Consider the following 15141-nt stretch of genomic DNA (forward strand, 5'->3'; position numbering starts at 1 on the left):
GTTCTAAGGAGTTCCCCCATGTCGCATGTTGGCAACGATGCCACCGGCCGTCTGCACCGCCTCTCCCGATCCGCACGCGTGCCCGTGGCGCTCGCCGGCGTCGCCGCGCTGTCGCTCATGACCGCCTGCAGCGGAGGCGACGCCGAGCCCCCCGCGGCTGAAGACGTACCGTCCGAAGGTCCCATCGCTATTACCTGGTACGGCTCTGACGCGCGCAACGCAGCGGTCCAGGAGGTGGTCGACAACTGGTCCGCGGAGAACCCTGACGTCCAGGTCGAGACCCAGCCCACCACCTTCGACTCCTACTGGGACCGCGTCTCGGTACAGGCCGCCGCGGACAACATCGCCTGCGTCGCAGCCATGCAGTCGCGCTACCAGGCCCGGTACGAGGACCGCGGCAACCTGCTGCCCCTGGACGGCCTCATCGAGGACGGCACCATCGACGTCTCCGGCATCCCCGAGGCCGTCCTGGAGAGCCACCGCGCTGCCGATGGCCACATCTATGTGATCCCGTACGGCATCTGGTTCGAGGGCGCCACCCTCAACGCGCCGCGACTGGCGGAGTTCGGGCAGACCGCACCGGACCCGTCCGGATCCTGGACCGACTACGTGGACTGGGCCATCGAGGCGCAGCCCAGCATGCCCGAGGGCACCTGGGCGATCGCAGACCGGGGTGACCAGATCACCCAGTTCCAGGCCTACGCGCTCGGCGAGGGCGAGGCCCTCTTCGGCGACGGCGAGGTGGGATTCTCCGAGGAGACGCTCACCACCTGGTTCGACCTGTGGACCCGCGCCGTCGAGGGGGGTGCTGCGCCGCCGCCGGACGTGAACGCCGAGTACGCGGGCGTGCCGACCACGCAGTCCCTCATGGCCGTGGGCAGCGTGCTGGTGAGCAGCACCGGTGACAACAACATCTCCGACGTCCAGATCGCGCTGGACCAGAACGGGCTGGGCACGGTCAGCATCGTGGCCTCGCCCACGGATGGAGTACCGCAGGTCGTCGGGGCGAACGGCTGGGCCATCTCCGCCAACTGCGAGAACGTGGCGGCCTCGGCGGACTTCATCTCCTCGTTCATCAACACTCCGGAGAACGCCTTGATCCTGCAGACCCAGACGGGTCTGCCCCCGGTCACCTCCGTCCTCGAGGGCCTGCAGGACGACCCGGAGGTATCGCAGGCGATCAAGGACCGGATCGCGCTCTATTTCGACCTCCTCGACCAGGGTGCCACCGTGGACATCTGGCCGGACGGCGCGCAGGCGCTGGTCACGCAGATCGCCACCAGCTACCAGGAGGTCGCGTTCGGCCAGACCAGCTCGCAGGCGGCCGCGGCTGACTTCATCGCCCAGGCGAACGCCGCCCTCTCCGGGTTCTGACCCGACCCAGCGGCACCTCGGGTGGGGCCTCGCGCCGAGGCCCCACCCGGACAGGAAGGATCGACGATGATCGACACCCATGGGCACGCGGCGGCAGAGTCCGCGCGGCCCGAGCCCTCGGGCGCAGCCGGTCGGCCCTCGCCACGCCGCCGGGACCGCCCACCCCGCACCGCGTGGACCGAGTCGCAACGCACCACGGCAGCCGGCTACGCGTTCCTCACCCCGTGGCTGATCGGCTTCTTCGGCGTCACGCTGTTGCCGATGCTGGCCTCGCTGGTGCTGTCCTTCACCAACTTCTCCGGTTCGTTCCGAACCGTCGAGTGGATCGGTTTCGAGAACTACCGGCTGATGTTCACGGTCGACCCCGCCTACTGGCAGTCCGTACGGGTGACCTTCACCTACGTGCTCGTGTCCGTTCCCATCATGCTGGTCTTCGCCCTGACCGTCGCGACGCTGCTGAACAAGGGCATCGCCATGCTGGGGCTCTACCGGACGATCTTCTACGTGCCCTCCCTGCTCGGCACCAGCGTCGCGATCGCCGTCCTCTGGCGCTTCATCTGGGGCGAGACCGGGCTGCTGAACAACGTACTCGACCTGTTCGGCATCGTCGGTCGCAGCTGGATCGGCCACCCGGACACCGCGCTGCTGACCATCATGGTTCTGAACGTGTGGACGTTCGGCTCCCCGATGATCATCTTCCTCGCCGGGCTGCGCCAGGTGCCCGCGGAACTCTACGAGGCGGCAGCACTCGACGGCGCCGGCCGCCGCAAACGGTTCTGGCACATCACGCTGCCGTCCATCTCACCGGTGATCCTGTTCAATGGCATCCTCGCGGTGATCGGCGGCTTCCAGGCCTTCACCCAGGTGTACGTGGTCAGCGGTGGGACCGGCGGGCCGGCGGGATCGACGCTCTTCTACACGCTCCTGCTCTATCAACGAGCGTTCGGTGAGCTGCGCTTCGGCTACGCCTCGGCGATGGCGTGGGTGCTGCTCCTGATCATCGGGGCCGCCACCGCGGCGGTGTTCGCGAGCGGACGCTACTGGGTCTACTACGGAGACGAACGATGACCACCACCGCACTCGTGCGTCGTCGGCACCGGACCGTGCCCTATATCGCGCAACGCACGCTCATCCACGTCGGCCTGGTCTCGGCGGCCTTCGTGATGGTCTATCCCCTGCTCTGGATGACCGCCACTGCGTTCCGCCCGTCCGAACAAGCCCTGATCGAGGACTCGCTCTGGGTCCCACAGCCCACGCTGGAGAACTTCGTCCAGGGCTGGAGCGCCGTCGGGCAGAGCGGGTTCGGGGTGTTCTTCCTGAACTCCTTCATCGTGGCGGGACTGGCGGTGATCGGGAACGTGCTCTCCTGCGCGCTGGCCGCCTACGCCTTCGCCCGGCTGCCGTTCCGGGGGCGCAAGTTCTGGTTCGGTCTGATGATCGGCACGATCATGTTGCCGATCCATGTGCTGCTGATCCCGCAGTACCTGCTCTTCAACGCGCTCGGTTGGGTGGACACGTTCCTGCCTCTGATCGTGCCGAAGTTCCTGGCGACCGAGGCGTTCTTCGTGTTCCTGCTCGTGCAGTTCTTCCGGCTCATCCCACGCGAGATCACCGAGGCCGGCCGGATCGACGGCTGCGGGCATCCACGGATCTTCATGCGGCTGATCCTGCCGCTCTCGGTTCCCGCGCTGACCACCGCGGCGGCGTTCTCGTTCATCTGGTCCTGGAACGACTTCCTCCACCCGCTCATCTATCTGACCAGCCAGTCCAACTACACCGTGCCGATGGCGCTGTCCCTGTTCGTGGACTCCTCGGGCACGTCCAACTACGGGGCACTGTTCGCCATGTCGCTGCTCTCGCTGCTCCCTGTGATCGGCTTCTTCCTCGCCTTCCAGAAACTCCTCCTCGACGGAATCTCAACGACGGGACTCAAATGACCAGCCCAACCCCACAACGATTCGACGGTCGCACCGTGGCGGTGACCGGCGCCGCCTCCGGAATCGGACGGGCCACCGCGATCCGCCTCGCCGCCGAGGGCGCCCAGGTGGTGCTCCTGGACCGCAACCTCGACGGCCTCGGGGCCACCGAGCAGGCCGTCCGGGAGGCCGGCGGGCTGGTGCGGTCGTACGAGTTGGACCTCGCCTCCGAGGCATCGGTGTCCCGCACGGCGCAGGCGCTGGCCGCCGAACACCCGCACCTCCATGGCCTCATCGGATGCGCCGGCGTGGTGCACATCGACGGTGTCCAGGAGAACCCGTTCCTCGAACGTGGTCTCGCCGGATGGGACCTGCTGTTCAGCGTGAACGTGCGTGGCATGGCTCAGTTGGTGCACGAGCTGGTAGGCCCACTGGTGGCCGCCCGCGGCGTGGTCGTCACGGTCTCCTCGGAGGCCGCCTACCGCTCCCGGGCCGGCCGCTGGATCTACGACGCGACGAAGGCAGCCCTGGTCTCGGTGACCCGCTCGATGGCGGCAGCACTGGCACCCGAGGGGGTGCGGGTCGTAGGGGCCGCGCCGGGCGGCACGATCACCGAGATGCACCTGCTCGACCACGCCGACCCCGAGGCGATGCGAAGCCGGATGCGCGCGGCCGGCGGCTCCAACCTGCTCGGACGCCTCGCCGAGCCGGAGGAGATCGCGGCCGCGATCTCCTTCCTCGCCAGTGACGACGCAAGTTTCATCACCGGCACCACGATCGCCGTCGACGGCGGAGGGGCGGGTAGCCGATGAGCGCCAAGTACGCCCTCATCGGCCTGGGCAACGTCGGCTCGGATCTCACCACGGCCGCCGTTGCGGCCGGCCTCGACCTGCACGTGTACGACATCGACCCCGAAGCACGCGAGCGCGCCGGCCGCGCGGGCGCCGTGGTCCACGAGTCGGCGGCGGCCGCGGTCGACGGCGCTGCCACGTTGGTCCTGTCACTGCCCAACGCCGAGGTGGTCGAGGCGGTCCTCGCCGACGGCGCCCTCGACGCGCTCCGCCCCGGCGGGACGCTCATCGACATGTCCACGAATCTGCCGGCGAACGCCGTCGCGCTCGCGGCCACCGGCCGCGAGCGCGGCCTGACGGTACTCGACGCCCCGGTGAGCTACGGACCGGAGGGGCTCGTCGCCTTCGTCGGCGGCCCACCAGCAGACGTGACCGCCCAGCGGGAGTGGCTGGACGCCGTCGTGACCCAATGGACCCATGTTGGTGCGCACGGCCAGGGCCAGTACGCGAAGCTCGTCCAGAACATCCTCAGCGGCGTGCAGATGGGCGTGATCGCGGAGGTGCTCGGGTTCGCCAGCAGGGCCGGTACCGACCTTGACGCGTTGGCAACGGCGCTGCGCCCGACCGGCGCGCACTCCCGCATGCTCGAGCGCACCATGCCGGCGATGCGAGAGCGACGATACGGCTCGGCCGGGACGATGGCCCTGCACGCCAAGGACATGGGCTACGCCCTGCGGGCCGCCGAGACGATCGAGGCTCGGATGCCGTTCACGCAGGCACTCCTGACGGTGTTCCGCGAGACGTTGGCCGCCGGCGACCCGCGTTGGGGTCAGACCGCCTTGATCGAGTGGTTCCTCGCACAGGACGAGGACACGACGGACGGAGACCCACGATGAGCTCGGACCCGATCGGTGTCGGCATCGTCGGCATGGGCAACAGCGGCTGGTTCTACCACGCTGAGGGCAGCCTGGAACACAGCCCCGACTACACCATCGCAGCGGTGAGCGCACGGACCACCGAGCGCACCGAGGCTGCCGCCCGGCGCTTCGACGCACGTGGGCACAGCAGCTGGCAGTCGCTGATCGAGGACCCGGCCGTCCGGCTGGTGGTGGTCGCGACCCCGCACCACCTGCACGAGCCGATCGCGGTGGCGGCGCTGGAGGCAGGCAAGGACGTCGTCGTGGAGAAGCCGATGGCGGTCACGGGCGCCGAGACGAGACGGATGATCGCCGCCGCGGACCGTGCTGGAAGGCTCCTGACGGTCTTCCAGAACCGGCGCTGGGAGCCGACGTTCCGGCTGATCCGCGACCTCGTCGAAGCCGGGGAGATCGGTGACGTCTGGCGGGTCGAGGAACGCCGGATGCACGCCGGGAAGTACACCGTCTCGGCCGAACGGGCACACGCCGGGACGGCGCTGGCGCAATGGGCGCACACCACGGCCGGTGGTGGCGGGGTGGGGTACCTGATCGCGCCGCACCTGATCGACCACCAGGTGGTGCTGCACGGCGCACGCCCGGAGTCCGTAGCCGCGCTCACCCACACCTACCCCGGCGACGAGGTGGAGCACTACCTCGACCTTCGGCTGCGGTTCCCCGGCGGGCGCGATGCCCGGATCGAGATCTTCCGCGAGAACGCCGTCGACCTGCCGAAGTGGTCGGTCTTCGGGACCGATGGCACCATCGTCTGCCCGGACTTCCAGACCCTGCGCCTGGACCGGTCCGATGGCACCAGCCGGGTGGAGACCGGACTGCGACCGCTGCAGGCGTGCGACGAGTTCTACGCGGCGCTCGCCGTCGCCCTGCGGGACGGTGGGCCGCCGCCGGTGGACCCGGTCGAGGCGGCTGTGGTCGTGGACGTGCTCGAGGCAGCACACCGATCCGCGGCAGCGGGCGGCGCCGTCGTGGAGCTCGACTAGTGGCACGCGTCTCGATCTTCTCGACCCTCCTACGTCGCGCCATCTGCTGACCAGCAGGTTCGCGATGTCGCACGGCCCCACGTACGCCGCTTGCGACCCGCAAGTTTCAGCGTGCGCCTGTCATTCGGATTGCGGAGAGAGTGAACGATCACAGAGCCGCTAGGGTCGTTGTCAACTCACTTCTCGAGTTCCTGATGATGAAAGGCGTTCTGAGTGCCACGGCGACCGAACATCGTGCTCGTGCTCGCCGACGACCTGGGCTTCTCGGACCTGGGGTGCTACGGGTCAGAGATCCGCACGCCTCACCTCGACGCGCTCGGTGATCAAGGCGCCCGCATGACGGCGTTCTACAACACGGCTCGATGCTCGCCGTCGAGGGCCTCGCTGTTGACGGGGCTGCACCCGCACCAGACCGGAGTCGGCATCCTCACGGGCAGCACGCTCCCCGAGGGCTATCCGGGGACGCTCACACCTGACTGCGCGACGATGGCGGAGGTCCTGGGCGATGCTGGCTACCGCACTGCGCTCATCGGCAAGTGGCACCTGTCCACCGACATCTCCACGCCGGGTCCCGCGTGGCCGTCCCGCCGTGGCTTCCAGCACGTGTGGGGACCGCTCGGAGGCTCGTGCAGCTACTTCCAAAGCACCTCGCTCGTGGACGGCGAGACCCCGGTCTCGATCGACGACCCCGACTTCTACCTGACCGAAGAGCTGGGTCGCCGGGCGGAGTCGTTCGTGAGATCGGCCGCTGACGGGGCGGACCCGTTCTTCGTCTACCTGGCGTTCACCGCCCCTCACTGGCCGCTCCACGCACCGGAGAGCGCGATCGAGTCGGTCGCCGGCCGTTACGCGGCGGGATGGGACGAGACGCGACATGACCGGTTACGGCGCATGGTCGCGCTGGGGATGTTCGATGAGGGCACCGATCTGACCGACCGCGACCCGGCCGTGGTGCCTTGGGCCGACGTGGCCGACCAGGAGTGGCAGCAGCGTCGGATGGAGGTGTACGCGGCCCAGGTGGAGCTGATGGACGCCGCGGTGGGTCGCGTCGTCGCGGCGCTCGAGGAGACCGGAACTCGCGAGGACACCCTCGTGATCTTCCTGTCGGACAACGGTGGGTGTGCTGAGGAGATCGCACCCGGCTGGGTGGACGAGATGGACCCGGTGCCATACAGCACGCCTGCACGCACGCTCGGTGGGGAACGGGTGCGACGGGGCAACGACCCCACGGTCGTGCCCGGCGGTCCGCAGTCCTTCGCCTCCTATGGACGGCCATGGGCCCAGGTCTCGAACGCACCGTTTCGCGAGTACAAGCACTGGGTGCACGAAGGTGGCATCGCGACCCCGCTGATCGCCTCGTGGCCGTCGGGCGGCCTCACGCACGGATGGGTCCGGGAGCCAGGGCAGCTGCCGGACCTGATGACGACGGTTCTCGAGGCGACGGGGACCCGCTATCCCGAGCGCCGCGGCCTCCACGCCATCCCCCCGCCGGAGGGGCGTTCCTTGCTTGCGGCGTGGAAGGGCGAGGGCGGGCGGGGGCCCGAACCCGTGCTGTATTTCGAGCACGAGGGCAACGCTGCCATACGCCAGGGGGCGTGGAAAGCGGTGCGACGGTACAGCCAGCCGTGGGAGCTCTACGACCTCGCGCGCGATCGCACAGAGAGGCATGACCTGGCAGCGAGCCACCCGGAACGGCTGGCCGACCTGGTCGCCTCGTACGCCCGCTGGGCGCAGCGTTGCGGCGTGCGCGACAGGGCTCCGATCGTCGCCGGGCGCCCGGCTCCCGGGCGCGCAGGGGGGCTGGTCGCGCCCTTCGTGTCGAGCGTGCCCGCGATCCGCTGACGTCGCTCAGTCGCGACCGGCGTCGTGCGGTGCGGGACCCGTGCTCTCACGGAGTTCGATGCGCGTCAGCGGCCCGCTCGGTGCCGTTGGTTCGTCCTCCTCCCGGATGGCAGCGACAAGGCGCTCGAGCGCGTGGCGCCCGGCACTCTCCCGGTCGACGACGACGGTCGTCAGAGACGGCACGGTGTAGCGGGTGAGGCGGCGGTCTCCCCAGCCGGTGACGCTGAGCCGACCCGGCACGGACCACCCGCGCTCATGGGCTCCGCGCAGCACGCCTGCGGCCACGGCGTCGTTGCACGCCACGACCGCGGTGACCGGGCTGTCGAGCGGAAGGTCGCGGACGGCCAGCACCCCGGAGTCCGGGAGCCAGGGTCCCTCGATCTCCCCGTGCGAGCGCAGGCTCAGCTCGGAGACGGCGGCGAGGTAGCCGTCTCGGCGCGCCCGCGCCGTCGTCCACTCCCGTGGTCCGGCCACGTGCAGAAGGTCGCGATGGCCCATCGCGGCGAGCTGGGCGACCAGCGCGCGGGCAGTCTCGAAGTCGTCCGCGGCCGCGGCGTCCGCTCGCAGGTGGGGGTCGTACACGTGCATCTCGACGACGGGTCCGATGTTCCGACGCGGCGGCGCCAACGGCGAGAGTGCGAGCACGCCCTCCACCGCGCCGCTCGTGAGCGCCTCCTCGGCGCGCCTGCGGAGGGCCTCGGGCGTCTCGTCCATCCCGATCAGCACCTCGACCCGGTAGCCACGGCGCGTGGCTTCGTCGCACGCGGCCGCGACGCTCTGCTCGGCCACCCCGGTCCAGCCGGGCAGGACGATCGCGATGGTTCCGGTCCGGCGGGTGCGCATGATACGCGCTGCGAGGTTGGGCGAGTACCCGAGCTTGGCGACCGCGGCCGCGACGCGTCGTCCCGTAGCGGGCGTCACGCTGCGTTCGTCCCGCAGGTACCGCGACACGGTCTGCTGCGAGACGCCTGCCAGCACGGCCACCTGGTTCATCGTCGGGGCTTTGCGGGGATAGGCCATCGACACATCCTAGTTGACTCGATGTTATCGATCACTTAGGTTGAAAGTGATCGATAACATGAATGATGGATCGCAAACGATAGTGATGTCGAAGGAGAGTTCGATGGGGTGGCAGCACGGTCAGCTCGATCGGCGACGTCTGTTGCAGGGCACGCTGGCGCTGGGAGGCCTGGCCGCGGTGGGCGGGCTCGCTGGTTGCAGCAACGAAGGCCGCGGGGACGGAGGCTCACAGGTGGCCGACGAGGCGGTCGCCCTGCCCACCCACGTGCCTTGGTCAGGCGTCACCACCGATCTCGTCGGCCAGGACGGTGTCAGCGACGCGGTCTTCGCCTACCCGGCGGAGCCGGTGTCGGCGACGGATCGTCAACCAGGCGATGGACGGGACGTCGAGGCGTTCTCCATGACGACCTTCCCCGCCCCTCCTGGGCCCCAGAGCAACGAGTTCCTGCAAGCGTTGAACGAGCGCCTCGGGTTCGCGCTGTCGGTCTCGCTGGTGCCCACGGGGGACTTCTCCGCCCGCTTCCAGACCGCTGTCGCGGGAGATCAGCTGCCGGACCTGTTCACCTTCTTCCCGAAGGGGGAGCCCGGGCTCCCGGGAATGCTGCAGGAACGCGCCGTCGATCTGACCCAGCTGCTCTCCGGTGACGCCGTCACGCGATTCCCGTTCTTGGCCAACGTGCCCACCGAGAGCTGGCGATCCGCGGTGTACGGCGGCAAGATCTACGGAATCCCGATCCCGCGGGGACCGCAGAGCAGCATCGTCCTCTACGGGCGCGAGGACGTTCTGAGCGACGAAGGCGTCGGCATGACCGTGGCGTCTGCCGCCGAGCTCCACGACCTCTGTCGCGATCTCAGCGGCGGGAACCGGTGGGCGCTGGACAAGACGCCCATCCGCGTGCTGCGGCAGATGTTCGAGATCCCGAACGGCTGGTCCGAGGAGGGAGGTGCCTTCACTAGCGCCTTGGAGCACGAGCGCCAGCTCGACGCTCTCGAGGCGGGGCGTGCGCTCGTGGCCGACGGACTCGTGCATCCCGACGCGTTGGTCGCGCCGAACCCGCAGCGCAAGACGTGGTTCGTCAGCGGAACCGTGCTGTTGATGGAGGACACCTTCAGCGCGTGGCCGGGCTTTCATACCTACGAGATCCCTGCGGGCTTCCTGCTGGGCGCGATCGTGCCGCCGCTCGCAGACGGGGGTGGCCAGGCGCCGATCTGGCTGGGTTCGCCGACGCACAACATCACAGCCGTCGGCAAGCGTGCCGAGGATCGTGCCGAGTCGCTGCTGGAGGTGCTCGACTACCTGGCCGCACCGTTCGGGACCGCCGAGCACCTTTTCAAGAACTACGGTCTGCCTGGTGTGCACCACACCCTGCAGGGCAGTGACCCGATCCTGACCGAGCAGGGCAAGAGCGAGCTGCAACTCGCGCTGCGGTATCTCGGCGAGGGGCCATGGGTCACGTATCAGGCAGGGTCGCCGGAGATCGCGCGGTCCCAGTTCGAGGCGCAGAGCGCCACGGTCCCGACTGCGGTACGCAATCCCAGCCTGACGCTGTTCAGCGAGACGGAGTCGCGTAAAGGCGGTCAGATCGGTGGTGACATCGCCTCTGTCGAGAACGACATCCTGCTGGGACGTCGGCCGGTGACCGACTGGACGGCGGCCGTCGAGGCATGGAAGCGGGACGGTGGAGACCAGATCGCGGACGAGTTTGCCGAGGCTCTGGCCCTCAGTGCCGGCTAGACACCTAGTTGCGCCCGCCCCGAACGTGCACCCCACGCGGTATCGGTATGGCGACGCCCGAGGCGACTGGCTACCGTGAGTCGCATGCGCACACGAACGATCGGGAACGCAGCCGTGGGATCGGACGAGGTCGGAGCGATCGGGCTGGGGCTGATGACCTTCGACCAGACCGGCCCGCAACCGCGCGCTCAGCTGGCCGAGACCGTCAGGGCGGCCCTCGACGCCGGGGTCACCCTCTTCGACACGGCGGACGCCTACGGACCGGGAGAACTGCTCGGCGCCGACTGCCAGGGCGAGAACGAGAAGCTGATCGCCTCGCTGCTCGACGAGCTCGGCGTACGTGACCAGGTCCGGCTGGCCACAAAGGGCGGGTGCGTGCGCACCGAGGGCGGCGGTTGGTCACGGGACAGTTCCCCCGAGCACCTGCACGAGGCCGTGAACGCCAGCCTGCGACGGCTCGGCGTCGACCAGCTCTGGCTGTGGCAGCACCACCGACCGGACGAGACCCGCGACTACGAGGAGACGATCGGCGTGCTTCGTGAGATCGCCGAATCGGGCAAGGTCCGCGCGGTGGGTCTCTCGAACGTCAACCCGCAACAGATCCGGGCCGCGCACGCCGTGCTCGGCGATCACCTCGTCAGCGTCCAGAACCAGTTCTCCCCCGCGTTCCGCTCCAGCCAACCCGAGATCGACGTGTGCGACGAGCTCGAACTCGCGTTCCTGCCATGGAGCCCGCTCGGCGGCCTCGGGAGCGCGAAGGACCTCGCGGACAAGCACCCGGCGTTCGCGCAGGTAGCCGCCGAGCGTGGGGTGAGCCCGCAGCAGGTCGCGCTGGCCTGGGAACTGGCGCAGGCGCCGGGCGTCATCCCGATCCCCGGTGCCAAAAGGCCCTCGTCCATCATTGACTCGGCCGCCGCAGCGGACCTCGATCTCACGCCGGACCAGCTCGCACTGCTCAACCGTGAATGACCCGCACGCCGTCGCCCCTGCCACTTCTTGGTGTCCGACGGCCAGCGACGGCGCTTCCAGCCTGGCCCCGGCGGGTCACCCCGCGTCCACCCGGAGCAGGGCGCGGCGGTACCTCTCATCCTCGCGGCTCGCGATCCGCCGGACCTCGGACGACGGCAGTGCCGCCGCGTCGGGCCCGGCCGCCAGCAGCAGTCGTGCCATCTTCACGACCATCAGCGTGACGTCCAGCGCAGCCTCCGCCGTCAGCGCATGCGCGACCATCCCGTGCCCCGCCAGGAGCCACACGTTCGAGCGGGCCTCTCCCTCCCGGACCAGACGTAACGCCTGCTTCGCCAGTTCCAGGCCCGGATCGACATAGTCCAGAAGAACTGACCGGGTCCCGCACATCACCACGTGATCGGGGATCATCCGCTCCCGGGCCAACTCCTCCCCACGCCCCGCCGCCATCAGGGCGAGCACGGGCGTCGGGTGGGTGTGCAGGATGACTCCGGCACCGAGCTGCTCCCCGAGGACCGCATGCAGGCCGGCCTCCACAGACGGACGGGCGGTGCCGGCGTCGGTTCCGCCGGTCAGGACGTCCTTCCACGCGGCGTCGCTCGTGCACTCCTCGATGCCGGCGAGCAGGCGGCTGCGGCTCATCTCGACGAAGTCGGAGGGCTGGAGCCGGCCGAGTCGCGTGCCGCTGGCCGTGACGTGGAGCCGATCGCCCGGCGTCAGGACCGAGATGTTGCCTTCGGCCGCAACCACGAGTTCATTGCCCGGAGCGGCGGCCGCCCTGGCCGTCTCGGCCGCCAGCCGCAGTTCCTCGGCGTCGGCGACGGTGGGGCGGTTCACCATCCCGCCGCACGACCCACACGCTCGCGTTCCCGGGTGCGTGCCGAGCCGGACCCACGGTAGGCGTCCAATGGGTTGTCCGGCACGCCGAGCCGCTGACGCGCCTGGCGGACGAGCGGCCGGCCATCGGTCTGATAGGCGTCGTCGAGGATCTGGTTGCTCCCGACCACGTCGCCGTCGTCCTGGGCGCGTTCCAGCTCGTCGAGATCGACCAGGAGCGCCTTGGCGAACGCCAGCTGGACCGCATCGATGCTGCGCAGCATGGCTGACATCTTGTCCTCGACCATCGCGCACTGGTCGATCTTGTAGAGGATCTCGTGAGCCGCACCCGTGACCATGGGGTCCGTATCGTCCTCGGCCTTGATCAGCTCCAGGCAGATCAGGAAGAGTTCGTGGGGGTTGACCGCACCGACGAACAGGTCGTCGTCACCGTACTTCTTGCTGTTCAGGTCGAAGCCGCCGAGTCGCCCGCGGCCGAGCAGGGTCGCGACGATGTGTTCGATGTTGGTTCCCAGGGGATGATGCCCGATGTCCACCAGAACGCGGGCACGAGGGCCGAGCGATTCGCAGAGGAGGAGCGACTGGCCCCAGTCGGCGATGTCGGTGTGGTAGAAGGCAGGTTCGAAGAACTTGTACTCGAGCAGCAGGGACATGTCGCTCGGCAACTGACCGTAGATCTCGGCCAGCCCTTCCTCGAGCCAGCGGCGTCGGCGCCGGAAGTCCCCTTGCCCCGGATAGTTGGTGCCGTCGGCCAACCAGAGTGAGATCTGGCGCGATCCCGTGGACTGCGCGACCGCGATGCACTCGGCAACATGTGCGATCGCCTGGGCGCGCACGGACGCGTCGACGTTGGTGAGGGATCCGAGCCTGTAGTTGTCCTCCTGGAACAGGTTCGGGCTGATCGAGCCGATTCGCACACCTCGCTGTTGTGCGTACGTGGCGAGCGCAGCGTAGTCGTCAACGGCATCCCACGGGATGTGCAGGGCCACGGTCGGTGTGACACCGGTCAATTGGTGAACCTCGGCAGCGTCGTCGATCTTCTCCCAGACGTCTCGGGCGGTTCCAGGCGTGTCGAACACCTTGAAGCGGGTGCCGGTGCTGACGTATCCCCACGACTGCGTCTCGATGGCCAGCTTGACGATTCTGTCGACGACTTCCTGATTGTCCCGTGTCATGGGGTGTCCTCTCGTGGGTTCGGCTGTGGTTCGGGTTCGTATCGGTGAACGGTCTGCGTGCGCCTGACGAGTGCCCGGCAGGCAGCGGTGTCCGGGACGCTGCCCAGGGCGCGCGCCTGGAGCAGGGCGTTTCCGAGCAGGGATGCCTCTATCGGTCCGGCGAGAACGGTCTGCCCGGCGGCTGCTGCCAGGGCCTCTCCGAGGATCGGCAGGGCAGCACCTCCGCCCACGAGATGGATGACCGCACCCCGCCGCCCGAGCATCGCCTCGAGGTCCTCGATCGCTCGCACGAACGTCAGGACCAGGCTGTCGATGATGGCTCGCACCATCTCGGCACGATTCGCCGGAACCCGGCCGGACCTCTCCCAGGTCAACTCGGCGATGAGGGTCGGCATGTCCTCGGGTGCGAACAGGCGGGGATCCTCACTGTCGAAGACCAACTGGCCCGCCGGAAGCACAGCGGCGGCCGCGAGCAACGTGTCCGCAGAGGTGTCGGTCCATCGGCCCAGGCACTCGTTCAGCAGCCACAGCCCGGCCGCATTGCGGTGGATCGTGCTGACTCCGTCGACACCGAGTTCGTTGACGAATCCAGTGCCGAGCGCGCGGTCGGCGAGAACGCGCTCGTTCGACTCGAGCCCGACGAGGGCCCACGTACCGCAGGAGATGTAGATGAACTCGTCGCTGCTGGCCGGGGTCGCGACGATGGCCGACGCGGTGTCATGCCCGGCCACCGTCACGAGCGGGGTCCGGCCCGGCACACCGAGCTGGTCGCAGACCTGGGGCAGCAGCTCGCCACGGACCGTGCCGCACGGCTGCACGTCCGGCATCGCGTCCCGGCGCAAGCCCACCTCGGCCAACAGGTCGGTCGACCAGCTCAGTGAGTGGACGTCGAACAACTGGGTGGTGCTCGCCCACGAGCAGTCGGTCGCTGCGTGGCCGGTCAGGCGATACGCGACAAGATCGCCGATGGACAGCAGCATGGCGGTCCTGGTGAGGGTCCGTTTCGACTCGGTGAGCAACTGGGACGCGGTGCTGAAGTCATGCGGCATCAAGCCTGTGATGGTTCGCGTCCTCAGCTCGTCGTAGCGTCGACTCACGCCCACGGTGCGCGCGTCCCGGTAGCGGAATGGTGCCTCGATCAGGGAGCCGTTCCGCTCCAGGAGTCCGTAGTCAGCACCCCAGGCGTCGATACCGACGCTGTCGATCGGCCCGCCATCAGCTACCTGCCGAGCGGCATCGAGCAGGAGCGTCATGAGTCTCTCGAAATCCCAGCGTGCACCGTGACTGTCCGAGGTCGGCGTGGCGAACCTGACCAGGTCCAGCACCTTCAACTCGGACTCGTCGACGTGGACACGAGCGACTCGACCACTCGTTGCGCCCAGGTCGATCGCCATTGCGTACATCTGCGACTCCTTGAAGCGCTCCAATTACCCTGACGAGCGAACTTAGGTGTGCGATACGGCCGCCGTCAAGAGTTCACGACGACGCACGTCCACACAGTTCGGTCTGCTTCCTCTCGGCAGCGTCCGACAGGTCAGGAGGTCTTGACAGAGCTCGGGTAGCCCTGCCA

13 protein-coding genes are annotated in these 15141 nt (G+C 68.8%); 9 read left to right on the forward strand and 4 right to left on the reverse strand.

Annotation, left to right across the window (positions count from 1 at the left end; all coding sequences use genetic code 11):
• Positions 1–18 precede the first annotated feature (18 nt).
• The 7 genes from HALOF300_RS20105 to HALOF300_RS20135 all read left to right on the forward strand — a co-directional run bounded on the left by HALOF300_RS20105 (position 19) and on the right by HALOF300_RS20135 (position 7838).
• Entirely contained in the window at positions 19–1374 is a 1356-nt protein-coding gene (locus HALOF300_RS20105) for an ABC transporter substrate-binding protein (protein WP_156742691.1), read from the forward strand.
• A gap of 66 nt (positions 1375–1440) precedes the next feature.
• Entirely contained in the window at positions 1441–2442 is a 1002-nt protein-coding gene (locus HALOF300_RS20110; RefSeq protein WP_156742692.1) for a carbohydrate ABC transporter permease, read from the forward strand.
• Complete coding sequence (locus tag HALOF300_RS20115) at positions 2439–3311, forward strand: carbohydrate ABC transporter permease (RefSeq protein ID WP_156742693.1); 873 nt, start codon at positions 2439–2441, stop codon at positions 3309–3311. Before HALOF300_RS20110 ends, HALOF300_RS20115 begins: the two co-directional genes overlap by 4 nt.
• Positions 3308–4102 (forward strand): SDR family NAD(P)-dependent oxidoreductase, encoded by a 795-nt coding sequence (locus HALOF300_RS20120; RefSeq protein ID WP_156742694.1) that lies wholly within the window; start codon positions 3308–3310, stop codon positions 4100–4102. The genes HALOF300_RS20115 and HALOF300_RS20120 overlap by 4 nt, the downstream gene beginning before the upstream one ends.
• Entirely contained in the window at positions 4099–4977 is an 879-nt protein-coding gene (locus HALOF300_RS20125) for an NAD(P)-dependent oxidoreductase (RefSeq protein WP_156742695.1), read from the forward strand. The genes HALOF300_RS20120 and HALOF300_RS20125 overlap by 4 nt, the downstream gene beginning before the upstream one ends.
• Complete coding sequence (locus HALOF300_RS20130) at positions 4974–5996, forward strand: Gfo/Idh/MocA family protein (protein ID WP_156742696.1); 1023 nt, start codon at positions 4974–4976, stop codon at positions 5994–5996. Before HALOF300_RS20125 ends, HALOF300_RS20130 begins: the two co-directional genes overlap by 4 nt.
• Positions 5997–6209: 213 nt before the next feature.
• On the forward strand, positions 6210–7838 hold the full coding sequence (locus HALOF300_RS20135) for an arylsulfatase (RefSeq protein ID WP_156742697.1): 1629 nt from the start codon (positions 6210–6212) through the stop codon (positions 7836–7838).
• A gap of 6 nt (positions 7839–7844) precedes the next feature.
• Here HALOF300_RS20135 and HALOF300_RS20140 read toward each other — a convergent pair whose 3' ends face one another.
• Entirely contained in the window at positions 7845–8858 is a 1014-nt protein-coding gene (locus HALOF300_RS20140) for a LacI family DNA-binding transcriptional regulator (RefSeq protein WP_197522702.1), read from the reverse strand.
• A gap of 103 nt (positions 8859–8961) precedes the next feature.
• Between HALOF300_RS20140 and HALOF300_RS20145 the strand changes: the two genes are divergently transcribed.
• Both HALOF300_RS20145 and HALOF300_RS20150 read left to right on the forward strand, forming a co-directional pair.
• Positions 8962–10593: a type 2 periplasmic-binding domain-containing protein gene (locus HALOF300_RS20145; RefSeq protein ID WP_156742830.1), complete on the forward strand. Its 1632-nt coding sequence runs from the start codon at positions 8962–8964 to the stop codon at positions 10591–10593.
• A gap of 84 nt (positions 10594–10677) precedes the next feature.
• Positions 10678–11562 (forward strand): aldo/keto reductase, encoded by an 885-nt coding sequence (locus HALOF300_RS20150; protein WP_156742698.1) that lies wholly within the window; start codon positions 10678–10680, stop codon positions 11560–11562.
• Positions 11563–11637: 75 nt separating this feature from the next.
• Here the strand turns inward: HALOF300_RS20150 and HALOF300_RS20155 are convergent, their stop codons facing one another.
• The 3 genes from HALOF300_RS20155 to HALOF300_RS20165 are packed head-to-tail and all read right to left on the reverse strand — an operon-like array spanning position 11638 to position 14974.
• Positions 11638–12396 carry a class II aldolase/adducin family protein gene (locus HALOF300_RS20155; protein ID WP_197522703.1) on the reverse strand — a complete coding sequence of 253 codons (759 nt, stop codon included), beginning with the start codon at positions 12394–12396 and terminating at the stop codon, positions 11638–11640.
• Positions 12393–13571 (reverse strand): L-rhamnose isomerase, encoded by a 1179-nt coding sequence (rhaI, locus tag HALOF300_RS20160; RefSeq protein WP_156742700.1) that lies wholly within the window; start codon positions 13569–13571, stop codon positions 12393–12395. Before rhaI ends, HALOF300_RS20155 begins: the two co-directional genes overlap by 4 nt.
• Positions 13568–14974, reverse strand: coding sequence for a rhamnulokinase (locus HALOF300_RS20165; protein WP_156742701.1), 1407 nt, complete (start codon positions 14972–14974; stop codon positions 13568–13570). Before HALOF300_RS20165 ends, rhaI begins: the two co-directional genes overlap by 4 nt.
• Positions 14975–15141: the final 167 nt, after the last annotated feature.

The sequence above is a fragment of the Occultella aeris genome, assembly GCF_902703175.1.
Lineage (GTDB): Bacteria > Actinomycetota > Actinomycetes > Actinomycetales > Beutenbergiaceae > Occultella > Occultella aeris.